This is a genomic window from Paenibacillus sp. 1A_MP2 (genome assembly GCF_052244825.1).
GTDB lineage: Bacteria > Bacillota > Bacilli > Paenibacillales > Paenibacillaceae > Paenibacillus > Paenibacillus vandeheii.
Genome location: NZ_JBQQCS010000005.1, coordinates 53,987 through 75,215 on the forward strand (window position 1 = coordinate 53,987; position 21,229 = coordinate 75,215).

Sequence of the window (21,229 nt, forward strand, 5' to 3'; positions counted from 1 at the left end):
GACCTGTTTATATCGAATCATGAAAACGACATTTCTTGCTGCTTTTATCCGTTTCTTGAACTTCTCCCATCACAAATAGCGTACTCATGGCATTTAGGCATTAATAAAAATTTAATTATTTCATTTACAGATATTAAGGGTCTGTGATATGTTGATTAAGGCCCAACAAACAAATTTGAAGGAGGAAATTGAATATGATTTATGATTGTGCCATTATTGGCGGTGGTCCCGCAGGATTAAATGCGGCATTAGTACTTGGTAGAGCCAGACGAAAGGTTGCCCTGCTGGATAACAATCAACCACGCAATGCAGTTACCCATGCTTCACACGGATTTCTGACACGGGATGGGATTACACCGTATGAGTTTCGGCGTATCGCTTATGAAGAGGTCACGAGTTATCCATCTGTAGAACATCACCCATTTATGGTCATGGATATCCAGAAGATACCGGAAGGGTTTCTAATTATGGCAGGAGATCAGGTGATACGAGCACGCAAGCTGTTGATTACTACAGGGATGAAGGAAACGGTACCCGATATTCCCGGTTTGAAGGAGTTGTATGGGAAAAGTCTGTTTCATTGCCCCTATTGCGATGGATGGGAACTTAGAGATCGTCCGCTAATTGTTATTGCCGAGAACGAGGGTCTCTTTCACTTGGCAAAGCTGTTCTATAACTGGAGTCGTGATCTTGTCATCTGCAGCAACGGGCGCAGTATTCTGACCGATGAACAAAAGCAAAAATTGATCGGCTACAATATCACGGTTTCAGAAAAAAAAGTCGCGGCATTTCATGGCGAAGACGGGATACTGCAAGAAGTCGAATTTGTTGACGGCTCCAAAATTAGACGAACAGGTGGCTTTGTTACTCCGAACTGGCAATCGAATTTTGTGTTTTCTGAGCGGTTAGGCTTGGAGACAAATGCCTTAGGAGGGGTCATTGCCGATGCTACAGGAAAGACGGGGATTACCGGAATATTTGCTGCCGGTGAGGCAGCTTCAGGTGCCCCTTCACAACTTATTGTGGCTGCCGCTGCAGGAAGTGTTGCTGCCGCAAGCCTAAATCTTGAGCTGACCGAAGAAGAATTCAGCCAGTAAAGCGACTTGACCTTTCATAAGCTTGATCCAACCATCAATTTAAAAATAGTATGAATATGTAGATTCTCTAATAAAGAAGGTTGATGAGCTTGAAATACTCAAAAGCTACCGATTATGCGCTTCATACGATGCTTTTTTTGATGGCCGCTACCCCCGACAAGACAATTGGGGTACATCAGCTGGCTGAGAAACAGGGAGTATCTCCTACCTATTTGTCCAAAATTCTGACCAAGCTAGCTAAAGCGGACATGATCGAATCCGCTTCCGGAGCTCATGGGGGATATAAATTAAAGCAAAAATGGGATGAACTATCTTTACTTGATATCGTTCATGCTATTGAAGGTACATCGTCTTTATTTGATTGCAGTTTTGACCATGGACCTGAATGTCCGATTCAGCAAGTCGTTGAAGCCGCAGAGGCCAAAATGGAGCAGCATTTAGGAGAGCAAATGTTGGTCAAACTTGTTATTAAAATGAAGGACAAACTTTAATTTTTTTTGAGATAATTAGATACATAAAGTATCTACAAAATCTATTATGCATAGGAAGTGTACAGATGAATGTGCAAGGAACAGAAGTAGTACAAAATTCAAAAAAAAACTACCAAACAACTCTCATTATGGCAGTCTTCTTGCTTAGTGGTTTTGTCGGACTGTTCAGCGAAACAGCGCTGAATGTCGCCTTAAGCAGCTTGATGGACTTGTTCCAGATTTCAGCTTCCATGGCGCAGTGGCTAACCACTGGTTACTTGTTGACACTGGGCATTTTAGTTCCGTTGTCGGGACTGCTATTGCAATGGTTTTCCACCAGGCAACTGTTTATTTTCTCCTTAAGCTTATCGATAGGGGGTACATTAATTGCCGCCCTTGCCACAGGGTTTGAGGTGCTGTTAATCGGACGAATCATTCAAGCTGCAAGTATGGCCGTGTTGGTGCCATTGATGTTTAATACTATTCTTATTATTTTTCCTCCAGAAAAAGAGGTGCGGTCATAGGTATTTTGGGTCTTGTGCTGGTTGTAGCACCTGCCACGGGCCCGACGTTATCGGGAATAATTATCGGAAGCTTGGGGTGGCAGTGGATTTTCTGGTTGTCCCTTCCCGTCATCGGAATTTGTCTTCTGCTTGGATTGAGGTTTATCCAAAATGTGTCTACGATTTCCAAACCCAAAATCGATTTTTTGTCTCTTTTCGTTTCTACAGTAGGATTTGGTGGAATTGTATTTGCTTTTAGTGGTGTAGGTGAAGGTGAGGGCGGTTGGGGTAGTGCGATGGTTATATTACCGATGATTGCAGGAATATTGGCTTTGTTGGTATTCGTGTGGCGCCAGAACCGAATAAAGCAGCCGATGTTGAATCTACGCGCACTCAAATACCCCATGTTTTCAATTGGAACACTCATGTTGTTTGTTTGCATGCTTCTCATATTAACTGCCATGGTCGTGCTCCCCATGTACTTGATCAGAGGATTGGGACTGGATGCCTTAACAGCGGGTTTGGTCCTATTACCTGGAGGCATTCTGCAAGCCATTATGTCCCCGGTAATGGGAAAATTGTTTGATAGATTTGGCCCACGCTGGATTGTTCCTTTGGGCTTGATCGTTATTTCTACGGCTTTGTTTTTTCTTAAGGGAATTTCGGAAAGTACCTCGTTAATACTCATTATGATCATGCACACCGGATTAATGGTCGGTATCTGTGCGGTATGGATGCCATCGCAGACCAATGGTCTTAATCAACTGCCTCCGGATCTATACCCGCATGGAAGCGCGATTATGAATACGATTCAGCAGATTGCCGGAGCCATCGGTACGGCAGTTGCCATCAGCCTGATTTCAGTCGGGAGTCATGCTTTTATGGAAACGGCAAGTGACCCGACAAACCCTGTAAATGATTCATTAGCTCTAATAGCAGGTGTCCAGACTAGCTTTGTTTTTGCGTTTGTGGTTGCTCTTGTCGGCTTGCCTCTTGCTTTCTTCATAAAACGAGTACAAGTAGGAAACCCATCATCCTAATAGATGGAGAGGGAATGGTTGCTATTGTTTAATGCGGGCATTTGGGAGAATGCCTGCCACAATGGATCTCATCGATTTTATTAATGGAATCAATATAGTTTTAATGGGAGGCTTTAAAGGATGAATGATTCAAAGAAACGAGGAACGGAAGTTGCAGATCCAACTTTGGAACAAATTCAATCTTATCGCGTTTCTGTGCCTCAAGCTGATCTTGATGACCTGAAAAATCGTTTAGAACGCACTCGATGGCCAGATGAATTACCTGGAGTGGGATGGGATTACGGTGTACCACTTAATTATGTTAAGGAATTGGTAAACTACTGGAGTAAGAATTACGATTGGCGAAAACATGAAGCTAGACTTAATGAGTTTCCTCAGTTCAACACAACGATAGACGGTGAAAACATACATTTTCTCCACGTTCGTTCTCCTGAGCCCAATGCGTTACCGTTGTTAATGATCCACGGCTGGCCGGGATCGATTGTTGAGTTTCTAAATATTATTGGTCCATTAACTAACCCTCGGTTCTATGGAGGGAATCCAGAGGATGCTTTTCATCTGGTTGTGCCATCCATTCCAGGATACGGATTTTCAGGACCGACCCGGCAACCTGGAATGGATATCCAACGTATCGCACAGATGTTTATAGTGCTTATGGAACGATTAGGATATCAACGTTACGGCGTACAGGGTGGAGATTGGGGTTCATTTATTTCTCAACAAATAGGATTGCTAAACCCTGATCATATTATTGGAATTCACCTTAATATGTTGACGACATTTCCTCCTGAAGATTTTAAAGAGGTAGAGAGTCTGACAAAAGAAGAAAAAGAGCGTTTAGAAAAATTGAAGCTTTATGATCTTGAATTATCTGGGTACATGAAAATCCAAGCCACACGTCCACAGACTTTAGCCTATGCTTTAACCGACTCACCTGTTGGTCAACTAGCATGGATTGTTGAAAAATTTAAGGAGTGGACGGACTCTACAAACCTTCCTGAAGATGCTATCGATCGTGATGATATTCTTACAAATGTCATGCATTATTGGCTAACTGGAACAGCTGGATCTTCAGCACGTCTATATTATGAGACATTATTTAAGTATGATCCTTCAGTGGAAAACAAGGAAATTTCTACAGTACCCACTGGTGTAGCAGTTTTTCAGAAGGATACTATGCTACCGATTCGTCGATTTGCCGAGCGCGATCATAAGATCATTCACTGGTCGGAGTTTAAACGTGGCGGTCACTTTGCAGCCTTAGAACAGCCTGTACTTCTCATGAATGATATAAAGAAGTTTTTTGGCAATTTTAAATAAACGAAGGGCAGGTATTAAAAATTTAAATTACATGTTGTGAGGTCGGGATTAAACATCTAACAATTTAGTAATTAATGAGTCTCGAACGGTCTATTCAACCATTGCCAGTTCAGAAGAAAATAAAGTCTCAGACTGACATTGCTTAAATACATGTTAAATACGTGGCAGAGAACAGCAAATGATCATAAAAAATGGCGATGCCAAATCTCAAAATGGACTTAGATAGGTTAAATTATGATTATCCAAAATCAGATGTTGCAAGAACTATTATGTCTTGGGCATTAAATATTTCTGTATTGAACTTGTCTCGGGAAACGTTAGCTTAATCAAAACAAGAAGGCAGCTGGATCTGCGGCTTTTATTATGCCGAAAATCAATAGCATGCAATGGTTAGACTGATTGCCTTGTCCATTCATTAAAACACTGAAGTGCTAATCACGTATTGGAAGCATAAGTTTGCCATAAGTCGAAGTTGTAAGCATAAAGTTGCCGTGAGTCTCCATTAGGACGACTTATGATAATTAAATTTAGACAGCCGGCAAGTAATGAACTGCACCCCATTTGTTAGACACACTAACAATGGAGGTGCAGTTTTTTTGCCTAAATTCAGTTTAAATGAGAAATTGAAAGCCATTCATAGATATCAGAATGGTGCTGAAGGAGTCAAAAGTATTGCAAAATCATTACGGATAAATCATGAAACTTTACGTATGTGGATTAGGCAATACGAATATCACGGCGTCAAAGCTTTTGAAAAGAGCTATACAGCTTACACTAAGACATTTAAACTAGACGTACTCACCTATATGAACGAGAATGGGACGTCTCCAAATGAAGCTGCGGTCATATTCAATATACCCTCTCCTGGGATTATTAGAAAATGGCGTATTCAATTCAATGAGGATGGAATGGACGGCCTGAAATCAAAGAAAAAGGGGCGTCCACTCATGAAAAATACGAACAAAAATATGACGAAGAAGCTAGAACCTGCCGATGAATCAGTCGAAGTTCTACAAGCTGAATTAGAACGTTTACGTATGGAAAACGCTTATTTAAAAAAGTTGAATGCCTTAGTTCAAAACAAGGAAAAATCACCAAACAAGACAAAGCGCAAGTAGTCTACGAATTAAGGCTTGAATTCCCGGTGGTTGCATTGCTAGCGTTCGCTGAAGTCCCACGTAGCACCTTCTATTACTGGGTGAAACAGTTTGACAAGCCCGATCTAGACGCAGACCTGAAACTCCTTATTCAATCCATTTACGAGGAACATCAGGGGCGTTATGGCTATCGTCGTATCCGGGATGAACTAGTTAATCGTGAACACCGAGTTAACCATAAAAAAGTACAGCGTATCATGAAAGGATTAGGCCTGAAATCAGTAGTGCGTATAAAAAAATATCGTTCCTATAAAGGAACAGTGGGTAAAATTGCACCAAACGTACTGGATCGTAACTTTCAGGCAGAAAAACCAAATGAGAAATGGGTTACCGATATTACGGAATTTAAGTTGTTTGGAGAAAAACTTTATCTATCACCTGTTCTAGATTTATTTAACGGTGAAATTATCACTTACACAGTAGGATCTCGCCCTACTTATTCATTAGTCTCCGACATGCTAAATAAAGCTTTTAAACGCTTATCCAATGAGGATAAGCTCCTCCTGCATTCGGATCAGGGCTGGCACTACCAGATGAAGCAGTATCAACATGCTTTGAAGGAACGGGCGATAATCCAGAGCATGTCACGCAAAGGAAATTGCTACGATAATGCAGTAATGGAGAACTTCTTTGGCATTATGAAGTCAGAATTTCTCTATCATAATGAGTTTGAAAGTGTAGATGACTTCAAGCAAGAACTAGCACGATACATCGATTACTACAATCACAAACGCATCAAGTCAAAATTAAAAGGCATGAGCCCGGTACAATACCGAGTTCATGCCAAACAGGTTGCATAATAATATTTGTCTAACTTTAAGGGGTCACTTCATGTGGTCAGCTGCTTTTGTTAGCTTGTCATCCAGATGGTTGAAAACATTTGATTATAAAGGGTCTCAACGTTAAGCAATTCAAAGATAAAAAAGTCGTATTCCCTGTCCTTTAAGGAAAACGACTTTTTTATTTGACTTCTTCAAGTAAATCCCCATTAGCCACTTTTCGGAACTATTTGTAATCTCTGCGCAGGTTAAATTAAACCTGTGCTAGCCCGCCATCTACGAACAATTCAGCACCCGTCAAGTAACTGCTTTCGTCTGAAGCAAGGAAAGATACAACGTTTGCTACTTCTTCAGGTGTCCCAACTTTTCCAGTTGGAATAGTATTTCTGTTATGTTCCATTACTCCTTCAAGTGCTTCACCAAAAAGCTCATCGTAGACAGGTGTAAGAATAACTCCTGGACTAACCACATTCACACGAATTTCAGTTCCTTTTAGGTCAAGAATCCAGTTACGAACTAGTGCTCTTAATGCTGCTTTAGATGCTCCATATACACTAAACGCTGGGTTGCCAATTGATCCAGCAGTAGAGCCCGTTAGAATAATAGAACCTTCTTTGTTCGGAAATAGTGATAAAGCTTTTTGAACAGTAAAGATGGTTCCTTTAACGTTAATGTCGAACGTTCTATCAACCTGCTCTTCAGTAATTTTACCTAATGCAAGGAAGTCGCCGGTGCCTGCATTAGCAAAAAGAATGTCCAACTTACCTTTTTCCTGCTTTATAATGTCATATAGTTTGTCTAAGTCTTCTAGCTTAGAAATATCACCTTGAACACCGGTTACGTTCTTGCCAATTTGGTTAACAGCTGTATCAAGTTGAGTTTGTTTTCGTCCTGTGATATAAACATAAGCACCTTCGTTTACAAACATTTGTGCTGTAGCAAGACCAATCCCACTTGTTCCGCCCGTTATAAGCGCTATTTTACCTTCAAATTTACCCATACTGAACACTCCTTTAGAGTTAATTTTGTTTTATGTCAAGTATCATTAAGTACTTGAAAAACGACTTACAAGAAATAGTATCCGTCAGTGATGACATTTTTGGAAGTACCCACTTTTTTGTGATATAGTACCTAAAAAGTAATAAATGTAGAATGGTGAGGTTTACACATGAAAAAAATTATTGGTTTCGAAGCGACAATGGAAGTTATTGGTGGGAAATGGAAAGGGCTTGTGTTATTTTTTTTAATGAATGGACCAAAGAGAACGAGTGAATTAAAGCGTATTATCCCAAATATAACTCAGAAAATGCTGATTCAAACGCTTAGAGAGCTTGAAGCCAGTGGACTTGTGAGCAGAAAGATGTATAATCAAGTACCGCCGATGGTTGAATATTCACCGACTGAACTTGGAGAATCTCTTAAACCTATCTTGCAGGAGCTCTGTCAATGGGGAGTCCATTATGCGGAGCAAGAGTATCCAAAAGGTGAATTTGAAATCGTACCACCAGAAAAAGTTTCATATTAAGGAAAGCAACTTTAACATGTGATAAAAACGTTGATTGGTATTTCAATCAACGTTTTTTTGTTGTCGGAGAGACTCTATCGTCTATATTAAGTTGAGTTTTAACCAGTGAATTAACATAGTATACTAACTGACTTAAAAATTAGAGTTGACAGATGAGTAAAAATAGATATTATAGATATATGTTATCTGTAATGTATTTTATGGAATGTTTATATGTAAGAGGAGGGACTTTTATTGTTATAAAAGGGATATTACATCAATTTAATATCTCTTTTATCTATAATATTGAAATGAGCTGGAGGAGATATTGTTGAATAAGATTAACGAATTGGGAACAAAGTCGATAACAAGACTTATCTTTATATACTCAATTCCCGCCGCGCTTAGTTTACTCATCAATGCATTATATACATTGATCGATAGAGCATTTGTAGGGCATATCCCTGGAGAAGGATCATCAGCACTTATTGCTATCGGATTATCAATGCCAATGATTAGCGTCATCACAGCCATATCAGCTTATATTGCGTTTGGTTCTCTGGCGAATATTTCACAGAGTCTTGGAAAAGGCGAGCACCACAAAGCGAGCAGATTTGTTGGTAATGCCATTAGTCTATCTATAGTTATTGGTCTGGCTTTTACAATAATATTTTTTATTTTTAAACCACAGATATTTCACTTTCTTGGTGTAAGTAACGGGATTTACCCATATATTGACCAGTTCTTATCCATATTAATGGGTGGTGCATTCATTTCTATTTTGGGTTTCGTTCTACCAATCCTAGTACGCGCAAATGGCGGGCCTTTATACTCTTCCATGGTTATTTTAGCTGGTTGTTTGTTGAACATATTGTTAGATTGGCTATTTCTCTTCGTTTTTCATTGGGGAATAGGTGGTGCTGCGATTGCGACTATAATTTCTCAAGCTGTCACAGTCATTTTAAGCATTTTTCACTTTGTTCAAGGAAATTCAATCATAAAATTAGAGAAAAATAACTTCGCTTTGAATTTTAATATTATACATTCAATCAGTCTCATTGGTCTGGTTCCATTAACAAATAACTTATCGATTGGAATTGCACAGGTTATTATGAATTTCTCTTTAAGTCATAATGGAGGTGAGATGTATGTCGGTGCACTGGCTACAATCGTTTCGATAATCTCTCTTATATTGATGCCAATTTACGGTCTGAATCAAGGAATTATGCCGATCCTAGGATATAACTTTGCTCAAAAATCATTCAAACGGGTATTTCAAACTTTGTATCTTTCCGTGGGATATGGATTCATTTTTTTGACATTAGGCACAGTTTTCATTTGGATCTGTTCAGGACCAATGGTTAATTTGTTTACGAAAGAGGCATATCTTGTTCAAATTACAACGGAAGGATTAGAAAAATACGTTTCTTTGTTACCCATGGTAGCAATTTCAACCGGCATCATAGGTTTTCTCTCGTTAACGGGCTTCCCTAAATTTGCTGCCATCATTAATGTACTCAGACAAACAATTATTTTGTATATATGTGTTACTTTATTGCCAATGTGGATAGGGATGAGTGGTTTATGGTTAGCACAGCCTATTACTGATTTTGTAACTGCTTTGATTTGTATTGGTATTCTACTGAAGTTGTTTGGAAAGAAAATGGTTAGAAATGGTGTATTAATGGAGTCAAAACAATCTTGACTGCAGCTTTGATCATGGTCCGGAATGTCCAATACAACAAGTGGTGTTAGCTGCAGAGGTTACGATGGAAGAGCATTTAAGAAACCAGAAGATGGCGAATTTAGTTCGTCAAATGAAGATAGAGATAACATTTCCATAATAAATTACAAAGTATACAGTTAGGTTTGGGGTTGCGGAATGAACTCAAATTATAAACCATAAAGGAGAAGAACACTTATGAACACTAAATTGCTTGATGAAAAGACCTGGGAACAAGCTTGGGAGAACGACCCGTATACAGGGGTAAAAAAGATGATCCAAGCAGGAATCGATCCTGCACAGACCTTCGATGATAAGGCTAATGCTTTCAATGAAGATGTCTTTAGTGAAGAGGGGCGAAGAAGAGCAAGGAGAATAATCGGTTGGCTTCAGGACCAAGGTGTACGCTTTTCGAATGCAACTGTACTCGATATCGGAGCCGCATCTGGTGGTTTCTCAGTACCATTTGCACAGCTGGGCGCTGATGTCACAGCAGTTGAAACATCCCCGGCTTTGGTTGAATTACTTCACCTAAATACTTCTGATTTGAAATTCGGGACTGTTAGTGTAGTACATGAACCGTTTGAGAATATCGATATCAGAAAGTGGGAGGGAGCCTTTAATCTGGTCTATGTTTCTATGTGTCCAGTGTTGGTTGACTGGGCAAGTGTAGAACGGGTATTAAACTGTGCTAGAGAATTCTGCTATATGAGTCTGCCCATCGGTTTTAGGGAACATAGCTTGGTTGATGAGGTGTGGCCACTTGTAACTGATCAGCCAAGAAAGCCGGAGTTCATGGAGATGATCTACCTCACCCATTTGTTAATGGTTAAAGGTTACGCGTTTCAGTCTTTGGTCACTCGTGAAATGAAGACTGTTACACTTTCCAAAGATAAAGCATTTGAAAATACTATCACTTGGTTAGGTATGCATGGTCTAACAGTGAATCGTCATATTCGTGAAACGGTTATGGCTTACTTGGAGCAAAAGTATCCTGGTGATCAGGTGAAAATACAAGAAGGCGGCAGATTTGGTAAAGTGTTAGTTCGTCTCAAAGATCAGAGTATGTATAGTAGAGAGGAACGAATTTAATTTTATAATTTTAGATCTAGGGGGCGCTTTTAAATAAGAGGGATTTTAATTATGAAAAAAAGCACTTTGTTCGTAGGATTCTTGGTAGCAGCTTTCACGGTTCCATCTGCAGCACCAACAAATAATGTAGTGGACTCATTTACTGCATCTACACAAGGAGAAGGAATCATTACTCCAATGGCAGTTGATAATGAGATTGTGAATTCACAGATTTCCGGAAGTAGCTACACGAAGAATTTTAATATCCAAGCAAATTTTGGATAGGTCAAAGTTTGGGTCCAAAATACATCTAAGGAAACCTTAACTGTCCGAGTTACTCAAAGTACTCTGTCTGGTACCCAAAAAATTTCATTCTCTGTAGCTCTTGGTGCATCTTGGACTGAATATGGAACAAAACCATGGGCAACAGGTACTCATTGGGTAAGCATTAGCACTAAAAACGGCGGTAACATGTCAGGATTGCTTTCTGTTAAACTCGCAAATACGAAGGAAGAGCTTTAATACGGAATAAAATAATAGAAATATTTGGCCGCAAACTGAAATCGGTATTACCGGCGTCAGATGTTGTTTTCAACTAGCAGGCTGACAAAAAAGGATCGTTGCAGATATGCTAACGATCCTTTTCTGTATACCTTTGCGGACATTAAAATAAGGTCTCTCCAGAAGTTGTCGAGGGACAAGAACTTGTGCCGATTACCGAAATGGACAAGCACATGTTCCCATTACCGATTACGCTTATATCTAATTGGTGGTATCCTCCCCGTTAATTCATTAAACTAACGGGAAACGATAGTTGATTACCGGCCAAAAAGTTAAGGAGAGAAAGGATATGACATTAGTATTTAGAAAGTCAATAATTGAAGATATTGAAATCTTACTTCCAATTCAAAAAGCTTTCAAGAGGACTTGGATAAATACGAAGACTTGGATTCTAATCCAGCTTGTGAAACATATGAAAAACTAGCTGATAATATAGAGAAATATCATCATTTTACAATATTAGAGGGAGAAACAATTATTGGCGCTATGGATATAAGAGGAAATGATGATCGTATGCATATTGATAAAGTGTTTGTTTCTCCTTTAAATCAGAATAAAGGAGCAGGTACTGCAGCTATTCAGTTTTTAGAAGAGCAATTTAATAATGTGAAATTATGGACCTTATACACGCCATATCTCAGTTTTCGTAATCATCATTTTTATGAGAAATTTGGATACAGAAAGACCAAAGAGGTTCAGCTTACGCATAAGTTAATTTTATTTAAATACGAAAAATCAACTGTGTGAATACTGTTTTAGTAAACCATTGGTAGTTCAACTAAAGAGAAACTATAATTCAATAAAACCAAGGAGGCAGCCGATCTACAGATTGGTTGCCTTTATTCGTGTAATGTACACTTATCAAAGCTTCCTCCCGTGCGAAAGTAGGAGCGCGCAGCGACATCCAAGATCTGTTCTCTGCGCTGTAAGTGTATAAGCTAATTTTGTTCTTTGGTACGGGGAGACATACGTGACCTTAGACCTGCAAATTTGTTGATGTTCTATAAGAAACCAAAGGAGGAAGCCGATCAACTTGATCTGGCTCGGGACAAGAACTTGTACCGATTCAAAAGCAAACCATAATAAGTCGTTATACTAGCGGCTTTTCTTGTTTTTCGATATTGAGTCAATTAGGATCTCTTTGGATGTATTTTTACTATATTGATCTTTAAACATAAATATAGTCATAGTCTTATTAAAACAAGACTCAAGAATATACATATTGACAAAAAGATAGAGGATATTTAAGATTATTATTCGTAATGATTACGAATAAGGAGAGGAACAAGTCTAATTACAAGGCAATCCAAAGCGAAGAAGGAGACAAATATGAAAAAAAATTGGTTTACAACGGTTTCTTTGATTGTTTTTTGCATCGCATTGTCTGCATGCGCTGCTCCAAACAAAAATATACTTACTGACGGAGCTTCTCCTAAAGAACTCAAAAAAACGATTTATATTGGGCAAACCAATATTGCATCTTCAATTAATCCAACAGACTCAGGTGTTCCCTGGTCTCTGACAAGCCACGGAATTAGCGAGAATTTGTATATGTTGAATGAGAAGGGTGAACTCGTGTCTCGCATGATCGATGAGTTAGAGCAATTTGATCAAAATAACTGGAAGGCAACCCTTAAAGGGGATGTATTTTTTTCAGACGGAAGTCCTGTTAATGCCGATGCAATCGTCGAAAGCATGAATCGAATTTTGGCGGAGAATTCTTTTTCCAACTCCACTGCGGGTAAGATGGAATTCACCAAGGTAGATGAATATACGTTCAACATCTCAACAGAAAGACCAACGAAGTTAATGCAATCCGTACTCGCTGAGTGGACGTATATCGTGTTTAAGGAAACGGATGAAGGCAAGTTTATTTTCACCGGACCTTATATGGTAAACGCGTTTAACGCAGGTGTTGAACTCAAATTATCTCCTAATCCGTATTATCCTGATGCGGACAAGCGTTCCAACGTGGTCATCAAAGTATTCAGAGATACCAATGCAATGAAACTGGCCTATGAGAGCGGAGATATCGATATGGCATTTACAATCACACCAGAAGTGGCAGAGATGTTAGAAGAACAAGGCTTTACTGTAAAAAACATCGACGCTGGATATCAGTACTTTGCCATTGTTAATATGGAGAACGAACCATTAGACGATCTAAATGTAAGAAGCGCTGTAAACGAAGCCCTCAGTCGAAATGACATGATCCAAGCTTTGCATGGAGGACGAATTGCTACGGGAGCGTTCGCACAATACTATTCATTTGCGGGTAACCTTACCATAGAATCCAATATGGATGATGCTAAGAAGCAAATGCTGGAGGCAGGCTGGTCGTATAATACAGATGGGTTTCTAGAGAAAAACGGAGAAGTGCTTAAACTTCGCCTGGTTACATATGCGTCACGGCCGGATTTAACCATTTTGATGCAGGTTGCGGCTTCACAATTGAAAGAATTAGGTGTCGAAACTACGACTGAAATCGTCGATAACATAGATACAACGGCAGCCAAAGGGGATTATGATATCATTTTTTATGCCCAGCATACGGCACCGACAGGAAATCCCTCATTCTTTTTGAATCAGTTCTTTAGAACGGATGGCGGAAAAAATTTCAATCATTATGATTCCGAAGAATTGAATACGATTCTGGACGAGATGGGTGACGTAGGAAATGGCGCTGAGCTAGATACTTTGGCTGTAGATGCTCAGTCAGTGATCTACAAGGACCTGCCCGTTCTGTTTTTGGTTGACCCTCAATGGCATATTGCTGTATCGGAAGATTTGAGGGACTATCAACCCTATGGAGGGGATTATTACATCGTGAACGATCAATTAGGACTGTGAGAGCTGATGTGGATTTTGAAGAAAGCTCTCGCTTTTCTATCTAGATGGATCTTGTTTTTGATACTAGCATCTATCCTTGTTTTTACCGTTACTAGAACCATTCCGGGCTCGCCGGCAGAACAATTATTGTTCGCATACCAGCTCGCACCGACAGAGGAGAATATTTCGAGGCTTAATGCCAAATGGGGTTTAGATCAGCCACTGATCCAACAATATTGGACCTGGATTTCTAATTTTGTCCAAGGGGATTGGGGGAAATCGATAGTTAGCAAAACAGATATTAGAGCAGAATTCATGGCAAGACTGCCATACTCTTTAATTATTGGTTTGGGTGGTTTGTTATCTGCAGCCACTCTTTCATTCTTTTTCGGGTACCGTGCAGCACTGCATCCTAATGGATTATTCGACAGGCTCACCCGGTTTTTGGCGCTGTTTTCGCAAGCCGTCCCTAATTTTATCATCTCCGTCTTCATCATTTATTATCTTGGTGTTTATCTAGACCTGATACATTTCTTTGGAGCTTCATCCATCCCCAGCGTATTTTGTGCAACGGTTGTTTCGTGCATCTATTCGGTGGGGGAATATCCCGGGTTGTTAAAACACAGTTTCAGGAGCAAATGAGCCAGACTTACTTTAAATTTTACCTAACCAGGGGGTTTTCTGAAAAGAGGATCTTGTTCCGACATGCGTATAAACCGGTATTGCATGCACTGCTTTCTATCATTATCGCGAGACTGGCTTGGGTTATGGGCGGTAGTGCTGTCTTAGAATTCACGTTTGCTATACCTGGTATTAGTTATTTCCTGGTGGATAGTATGAACGCCAAAGATTATTATGTGCTACAGTCCTACGTTATGATAGTGATGCTCTGGATGTTTGGCATGCACGTAATTATAAATTTACTTATGCGTTTTCTGGAAGGAAGAGGGGGAGAATGAGAAAAAAAATGACGTTAATTCTTTTTGGATCAACGATGATTCTATTCTTCCTATTACCTACTCAAGATATTGACAAGGTGAATTTGAATTCCACTTTTCAGGGAATGTCCCAACAACATTTGCTCGGAACGGATAATTTGGGCAGGGATCTGTACTCTTTATTCCTGGGAGGAGCGATGCGTACGCTGACAGTCGTGGGAATCTCAACGGGAATCTCGCTTGTCATTGGCACACTGCTAGGCATGATGGTGGGGTATTATCAAAGATGGATGAAGTCAGTCGTTCATTTCTTTTCGGATTTTTTGTTAATCATTCCATCTTTTATTAGTGCACTCATCATTTCATCCATATTCGGACTGAATCCAGTTACAGCGGGTATCGTTTTCGGCTTGAGCCATATGGGAGAATACGTAAATCAATCGGCAGCTTTAACCAAACGTGTAAAATCCCTTTCTTTTGTTCAAGGAGAAATTGCTTTGGGCTTACCGGATTGCAAAATCCTGATCAAACACATCCTTCCCAATATCATGAGGCCGCTCTTAACATTCATGGCAAATAAGGCAAGTACCGTTACACTGTTATATGCTTCATTAACCTTTATCGGTTTAGGCGCGGATGTGAGCAATCCGGATTGGGGTACAATGCTTTATCAATATCGTGTGTATATTCTAAATGCCCCCATGCTAAGTCTTATTCCTGCCACTGGAATACTTCTATTGTGCTTGTTTTTCCATATTCTATTTGACGATGTTCAGCCTGAGAATCGAAAGAAAGGGGCGTATACATGAGTAAAGCTTTAATTTCAGTGAATGACCTGTCAATGAGTATTGAGGAAAACAAAACATGTTGCCAGATTCTCCAAAATGTCAGCTTTACACTAAACTCCAATCAGTTGTTAGGTTTGGTTGGTCATTCAGGAGCAGGCAAAAGCATGACCATGAATATGCTGTGCGGAATGGTGCCTGAGCATACGAGGGTTTCCGGGAAAGTGATCTTTCATGGGGTGCAGGATATTATGAAACTGAATAAAAAGAAACGACGTCACTATTGTGCCAGAAATATAGCGATCATATTGCAGGATTCAATTAATGCATTAAATCCGTATGAAAAAATCAAGAAGCAATTGGAAGATTCGTTCCTCTTACATCATCCTTCCCAAAAAGACGATCAGGATGTATTTGTTCGCCAATCGCTGCGCGATGTTGGGTTGGAGTATGACAATACATTGTTAAATAAGTACCCCCATCAGTTATCAGGAGGGATGCGACAACGAATCGCAATTGCTATGGCCTTGTACTCCGATGCGCGCGTTTTGATCGCGGATGAACCGACAACCTCACTGGACACGGTGAACCAGAAAGCATTCATAACCTTTCTCAAACAAATGTGTTATACCAAAAATCTTTCCATGATCTATATTAGCCACAATTTAGGACTGGTACAGTATCTCTGCGAGGATGTAATGGTTATGAATCAGGGAAGAATCGTGGAACGCGGGACAGTACGCGAGGTGTTTTCCAATCCTGTAAGAGCCTATACCCAACAGCTTGTCGAGGCAACGAGCCGATTATTGGACATAAGGAGTTCTAAAGGAGATGTCTGATACTATATTGGAGGTCCAACATCTGTCGAAGTCATTTTCAACCACTAATCCATGGGGAAAGAAGAGCCTAACGAAAGGCATTTCAGATGTCAGCTTTTCAGTAAGCCGAGGTGAAATTGTGGGCGTTGTTGGACAATCAGGCTGCGGAAAGTCTACTTTGGCCAAGCTTATACTTCGATTGGCTGACGCGGACAGCGGACAGGTTTTTTATGAGAAGAACAATATTTATAAAATGAATAAATCGCAGTTTAGACGACTTCGACCTGAAATTCAGTTAATATTTCAAAACTCTTATGATTGTATGAATCCTAAAATGACCGTTCAAAAACTGCTGCTTGAAGCGATGCTGGAGCATAAATTATACAAGAACAAAAAAGAGGCCGTACACGTTATAAAAAATGTGTTACTGGAATGTGGTATGGGATCAGAATGCTTGACACGTTATCCTCATGAATTGTCGGGAGGACAATTACAACGTATTGCCATTGCAAGAGTTCTACTGCTAAGACCACGTTTTATCATTGCAGATGAAGTCGTCTCAGCTTTGGATGTTCCTGTTCAAGAACAAATTCTGGAGTTGTTTATATCTTTACAAAGGAAATTGCAACTAAGTCTATTATTCATATCTCACGATCTGGCTGTTATTCGCAAAATATGTGATCGAATCATCGTCATGGAACAAGGCGAGATCGTTGAAGTAGGGAAGACAGAAGATATTTTTGAGAACCCTCAGCATCTTTGTACCCGCAAGCTAATCTCGAGTGTTTTAAAATTTTCATATAGTTAGATTCAGATATTGCTTTGTTTGGACAAGGCTCTGATGACTCTGCATAATAATGTGTTGCAGAATGATTCTTTTTGCATTACAATTAATCGTAATGATTACGATTAATTGTAATGCTTACATGCTAATTTTGGAGTTCATTTATCCCAGATAGAACATAATTTGAAGCTATTTTGCACATATAAAGGAGAGAAACGTACTTTGGCTACTTGGAACTTGGAACACACGCAATGTCACTTGTTAATCTGTAACGGTGGTAGCTGCACACAGCTTGGAGCGGATGATATTACGGAGTCTATACGGGATGAAATTCAAAAGCTAGATGCTGATGAGCTCATCCATACCTCCAGAACACAATGTAATGGTCGTTGCAGTGATGCTTGTGTCGTTATTGCTTATCCAGAAGGGGTATGGTACAAAGACATCACCCCTGAATCGGGGAAAGAACTTGTCCAAAAGCACCTTCAGGGTCAACGCCTGGATTCTCATATGGTTTATCATTTTGATCAAACTTTTATTCCTACAGGTACAGCCGTTAAGGGAATAAGCAAAACTAAAAAAACAGATAGTAGATAACGCTATGTTTACTTACCATTCGTAATATGAATATCGGTTTATCCATCAGAAAGTTCATTCGAATCTGGAGTAATCAACGAAAATTGATTTAGAAGCATGTTAAGGAATGTCCTTAAGTATACAAACAAAAGGGAGGAGGAAGCCATCTATGGACTGGCTTCCTCCTCCCTTTTATACAAACTGTCTACCTTCATTAAGAGTGGTAACAATATATGCTAGCAAGCCTATCGCCTGCCTTGAAGTATCATACGTGAAGAATCGAAAGCGCTGTAATTACACTTGTTATAGCTTCCGTATACGGCGTCAACCTGCAGGCCGGCATTATTAATCAGTTCCACGAACTTATCAAAAGAATAAAGTTTGACTCGCTCATGATATTGACGCGATGTATTATCAATCTTGTTACTTATGTTAATTTGCTTTTTTACATATCCATCTTCTATTTTTCGAATTTCTTCTATTTGGAATATGCCATCATTCCGGACCGAGTGGGGGACTAAATGACGAACAACAAATTCAGGATTAAGAAAGTCGATCACAAATTTCCCTCCCGGCTTTAGCACTCTACATATTTCACGTAAAACTTGAACATGATCATCATCTTCTTCGAAATAACCAAATGACGTAAATAAATTAACAACGGCATCAAATCCCCCTTCCAGAGGTAAAGCACGCATATCTCCACGAAGCCAGTTAATGGCTTCTGCACCATCCTGTTTGCGTGCTTCTCTGAGAAGGGCTTCAGACAAATCCAATCCTGTAACCACATAACCCGCTTCTTGAAGAGCCAAGGAGTGACGTCCCATTCCGCAACATAGATCCAATATTTTTGCCTCGGGAGACAGTTCTAGCCAACTAATCATTTGATCAATTTCGTTTCTAGCACCTCTTGAGTCACGGTGTTTATATACAAGTAAGTAGTCTTCTCCAAAGCTATTTTCATACCATTCGTTCATAATGATCTCCTTCACTTTTATTTCAATGAATTGACTTATTAAAAAAATAAGATATGCTATATTATAACACTTATTCGTAATGATTACGAATAAGAACCGTGTTACTTTCAACAGTTCATAACAAAGGAGGGGGAGTACCTACATGAGAGCTGTTCCTATTTTAGTTCTCTCAGGTTTTTTAGGGAGTGGAAAAACGACATTTCTATCACAAATCCTAAAAGAATGCAATAAGAAGGGCATTAATCCAGCGGTTATTATGAATGAAGTCGGTGAAGTTAACCTCGATGGTCAAATGGTGGAAGAGGTTGTGCCGATGCGTGAAATGCTCAATGGTTGTATATGCTGTACCATTCGTGGAGATTTATCTATGGAGTTGATGAATTTAATTGAAGAGGAGGCTCCCGATTTAGTTATTATTGAATCAACGGGGGTTGGAAATCCAATTGAAATTTTGGATGCAATCACGGAGACGGCTATGGGCACTGCAATTGAAATCAGGGCGTATATCACGATCGTTGATGCGAGGGACTTTTTGCATCGGTTTGGCAAAAAGAAAGGTAGGACCTACCGGTTGATGAGAGATCAAATTCGATGTGCATCAGTTCTTTTACTTAACAAGAGTGATTTGGTTAGTATAGAGGAGTTAAATCAGATAAAAGAAGAGGTAGCGGCGTTAAACCCTGTTGCTCCTATTATACCCACTGTTCAAAGTATCTCGAGTCAACTCGATTGGAATCTATTTCTTGAGAGTAGTCATAACACCTCAATGTTACCATACGCAGCGAATGTACAGGAAGAACAGTGCATTCATAACCATAACAACCATGAAGATGGGCATAACCATGCTCATCACTTACACGATGACCATCATTCTTATGAGCACTTGATGGTACATACTCATTATTTTCCCTGCTCTTTAGATAAAGTCAGTTTTAGACAGATGTTTAAAATGTTGCCCGATAACATCTATCGCGCAAAGGGAATCTTCACAGATACGGAAAGCGGAAAAAGAATGATGTTCCAATATGCGTTTAAAGAGTTGGAACTGTTTCCTATTCAGCCTAAAGGAAAAGTACAAGATGTGGCCGTATTTATTGGTGAGCATTTTCCGAAAGAGGATATTACCAGAAAACTGGAATGGATTGTTTCCACAAGTTTGAAATTAAACACTAAGGTTTAACAATGTTGCTTTCGTCTACAAAAGAAGGAGTCGCCCAATCTGAATTGAGCGACTCCTTCATGGTTATTAAATTGATGATAATTATTATTTTTAGTCAGCTACGCAACCAGCAAACTGTTCACGGAACCAATTCTCGTCCAAATTTCGCCCGATAATAACAAATTCGCTAATCGGTTCTTCGCTGGTTTTCCATTCTCTATCGGGAAACGCACCAAATAACATATGGATACCTTGGAATACTATTCTTTTTTTGGAGCCCTTGATGTTCAAAATTCCCTTGTAACGAAACGTATCTGTACCGTGATCTTGAAGCCATACGTTAATGAATCGTTCGAGTTTATTTAAATCAAGTGGTCGAGTTTCTCGGAAAAACACGGAGGATACCTCATCGTCATGATGATGGTGATGGTCTTCCTCAAGGAATTCTGGTTCTATTTCTAGTTTTTTGTCTAGATCGAAAGCACCGATTCCTAGAATTTGTTTCACGTCAATTGAAGATTGCTGCGTTCGATAGATTTTAGCAGCCTTGTTCATGCCCTGAAGGCGATGCTCAAGCTGTTGCAATTCCTCTTGTGAAACAAGATCGGTTTTGTTCAATAGCAGTACATCCGCGAAAGCCACTTGTTCCTGTGCCTCATGCCCTTCGTCAAGATGCTGACCAGCATGTTTGGCATCTACGACCGTAACAACTGCATCCAATTTGTAAAAATCGGCAATCTCCTGATCTACGAAAAAAGTCTGTGCCACTGGAGCTGGATCTGCCAAACCTGTCGTCTCAATTAATACACGATTGAAATCTACCTTACGGGAACCATTTATTCCGAGCTTCGCATTCTTCAAATCACTAAGAATACGGATAAGATCTCCTCTCACCGTACAACAAATGCAACCGTTGTTCATTTCGAAAATTTCTTCGTCTGCACCAACTACAAGTTGGTTATCAATACCAACTTCTCCGAACTCATTAACTATGACAGCGATCTTCTCACCATGATTTGCGGTTAAAACATGATTGAGCAAAGTGGTTTTTCCTGCTCCTAGGAAACCAGTAAGAACAGTAACAGGGATGGTAGTATCCTGAATGGTAGACATAATGTTTGCTCCTTTAAAATAATTA

20 protein-coding genes and 1 pseudogene are annotated in these 21,229 nt (G+C 39.7%); 18 read left to right on the forward strand and 3 right to left on the reverse strand.

The features are described 5' to 3' along the window. Positions 1-194 precede the first annotated feature (194 nt). The 5 genes and pseudogenes from ACTWJ7_RS34945 (at position 195) to ACTWJ7_RS34965 (ending at position 6,387) form a co-directional block, all read left to right on the forward strand. Complete coding sequence (locus ACTWJ7_RS34945) at positions 195-1,097, forward strand: NAD(P)/FAD-dependent oxidoreductase (RefSeq protein ID WP_443146575.1); 903 nt, start codon at positions 195-197, stop codon at positions 1,095-1,097. Between the two features lie 89 nt (positions 1,098-1,186). After that, the gene (locus ACTWJ7_RS34950) at positions 1,187-1,588 is read left to right on the forward strand and encodes an Rrf2 family transcriptional regulator (RefSeq protein WP_341007710.1); all 402 of its coding nucleotides are present in this window, start codon (positions 1,187-1,189) and stop codon (positions 1,586-1,588) included. Between the two features lie 65 nt (positions 1,589-1,653). After that, positions 1,654-3,110: pseudogene (locus ACTWJ7_RS34955) on the forward strand (DHA2 family efflux MFS transporter permease subunit). Between the two features lie 120 nt (positions 3,111-3,230). Beyond that, entirely contained in the window at positions 3,231-4,430 is a 1,200-nt protein-coding gene (locus ACTWJ7_RS34960; RefSeq protein ID WP_443146576.1) for an epoxide hydrolase family protein, read from the forward strand. Positions 4,431-5,026: 596 nt separating this feature from the next. Continuing rightward, positions 5,027-6,387 (forward strand): IS3 family transposase gene (locus ACTWJ7_RS34965; protein WP_443146577.1). Its coding sequence is split into 2 segments (ribosomal slippage): positions 5,027-5,483 and positions 5,483-6,387, totalling 1,362 coding nucleotides; the frame shifts between segments, so codons are not numbered across the junction. A gap of 232 nt (positions 6,388-6,619) precedes the next feature. Here the strand turns inward: ACTWJ7_RS34965 and ACTWJ7_RS34970 are convergent. Next, positions 6,620-7,366 (reverse strand): SDR family NAD(P)-dependent oxidoreductase, encoded by a 747-nt coding sequence (locus ACTWJ7_RS34970; protein WP_443146578.1) that lies wholly within the window; start codon positions 7,364-7,366, stop codon positions 6,620-6,622. A gap of 168 nt (positions 7,367-7,534) precedes the next feature. On the opposite strand from ACTWJ7_RS34970, the gene ACTWJ7_RS34975 reads away from it, so the two are divergent. From ACTWJ7_RS34975 to ACTWJ7_RS35030, 12 genes are all read left to right on the forward strand, one after another. Next, a complete protein-coding gene (locus tag ACTWJ7_RS34975; RefSeq protein ID WP_443146579.1) occupies positions 7,535-7,891 on the forward strand; it encodes a winged helix-turn-helix transcriptional regulator in 357 nt (118 codons plus the stop codon). 310 nt (positions 7,892-8,201) lie between these two features. Then, on the forward strand, positions 8,202-9,575 hold the full coding sequence (locus ACTWJ7_RS34980) for an MATE family efflux transporter (protein ID WP_443146580.1): 1,374 nt from the start codon (positions 8,202-8,204) through the stop codon (positions 9,573-9,575). A gap of 216 nt (positions 9,576-9,791) precedes the next feature. Then, positions 9,792-10,685: a class I SAM-dependent methyltransferase gene (locus tag ACTWJ7_RS34985; RefSeq protein WP_443146581.1), complete on the forward strand. Its 894-nt coding sequence runs from the start codon at positions 9,792-9,794 to the stop codon at positions 10,683-10,685. 51 nt (positions 10,686-10,736) lie between these two features. After that, positions 10,737-10,949, forward strand: coding sequence for a hypothetical protein (locus tag ACTWJ7_RS34990; protein ID WP_443146582.1), 213 nt, complete (start codon positions 10,737-10,739; stop codon positions 10,947-10,949). Positions 10,950-11,591: 642 nt separating this feature from the next. Next, a complete protein-coding gene (locus ACTWJ7_RS34995) occupies positions 11,592-11,972 on the forward strand; it encodes a GNAT family N-acetyltransferase (protein WP_443146583.1) in 381 nt (126 codons plus the stop codon). Positions 11,973-12,554: 582 nt separating this feature from the next. Beyond that, on the forward strand, positions 12,555-14,075 hold the full coding sequence (locus ACTWJ7_RS35000; protein WP_443146584.1) for an ABC transporter substrate-binding protein: 1,521 nt from the start codon (positions 12,555-12,557) through the stop codon (positions 14,073-14,075). Between the two features lie 6 nt (positions 14,076-14,081). Further along, positions 14,082-14,696, forward strand: a complete 615-nt coding sequence (locus ACTWJ7_RS35005) for an ABC transporter permease (protein ID WP_443146585.1) — start codon at positions 14,082-14,084, stop codon at positions 14,694-14,696. After that, entirely contained in the window at positions 14,693-15,013 is a 321-nt protein-coding gene (locus ACTWJ7_RS35010) for an ABC transporter permease subunit (RefSeq protein WP_443146586.1), read from the forward strand. Before ACTWJ7_RS35005 ends, ACTWJ7_RS35010 begins: the two co-directional genes overlap by 4 nt. Then, the gene (locus tag ACTWJ7_RS35015) at positions 15,010-15,801 is read left to right on the forward strand and encodes an ABC transporter permease (RefSeq protein ID WP_443146587.1); all 792 of its coding nucleotides are present in this window, start codon (positions 15,010-15,012) and stop codon (positions 15,799-15,801) included. The genes ACTWJ7_RS35010 and ACTWJ7_RS35015 overlap by 4 nt, the downstream gene beginning before the upstream one ends. After that, entirely contained in the window at positions 15,798-16,616 is an 819-nt protein-coding gene (locus ACTWJ7_RS35020) for an ATP-binding cassette domain-containing protein (RefSeq protein ID WP_443146588.1), read from the forward strand. The genes ACTWJ7_RS35015 and ACTWJ7_RS35020 overlap by 4 nt, the downstream gene beginning before the upstream one ends. Further along, on the forward strand, positions 16,609-17,403 hold the full coding sequence (locus ACTWJ7_RS35025; RefSeq protein ID WP_443146589.1) for an ABC transporter ATP-binding protein: 795 nt from the start codon (positions 16,609-16,611) through the stop codon (positions 17,401-17,403). Before ACTWJ7_RS35020 ends, ACTWJ7_RS35025 begins: the two co-directional genes overlap by 8 nt. Before the next feature lie 198 nt (positions 17,404-17,601). Further along, positions 17,602-17,976, forward strand: a complete 375-nt coding sequence (locus ACTWJ7_RS35030) for a (2Fe-2S) ferredoxin domain-containing protein (RefSeq protein WP_443146590.1) — start codon at positions 17,602-17,604, stop codon at positions 17,974-17,976. A 224-nt stretch (positions 17,977-18,200) separates the two neighbouring features. On the opposite strand, the gene ACTWJ7_RS35035 is transcribed toward ACTWJ7_RS35030, so the two are convergent. Beyond that, on the reverse strand, positions 18,201-18,932 hold the full coding sequence (locus tag ACTWJ7_RS35035; RefSeq protein ID WP_443146591.1) for a class I SAM-dependent methyltransferase: 732 nt from the start codon (positions 18,930-18,932) through the stop codon (positions 18,201-18,203). Positions 18,933-19,074: 142 nt separating this feature from the next. Between ACTWJ7_RS35035 and ACTWJ7_RS35040 the strand changes: the two genes are divergently transcribed. Then, the gene (locus ACTWJ7_RS35040) at positions 19,075-20,112 is read left to right on the forward strand and encodes a CobW family GTP-binding protein (protein ID WP_443146592.1); all 1,038 of its coding nucleotides are present in this window, start codon (positions 19,075-19,077) and stop codon (positions 20,110-20,112) included. A gap of 90 nt (positions 20,113-20,202) precedes the next feature. Here ACTWJ7_RS35040 and ACTWJ7_RS35045 read toward each other — a convergent pair whose 3' ends face one another. Further along, positions 20,203-21,204 carry a CobW family GTP-binding protein gene (locus ACTWJ7_RS35045; protein ID WP_443146593.1) on the reverse strand — a complete coding sequence of 334 codons (1,002 nt, stop codon included), beginning with the start codon at positions 21,202-21,204 and terminating at the stop codon, positions 20,203-20,205. Positions 21,205-21,229 lie beyond the last annotated feature (25 nt).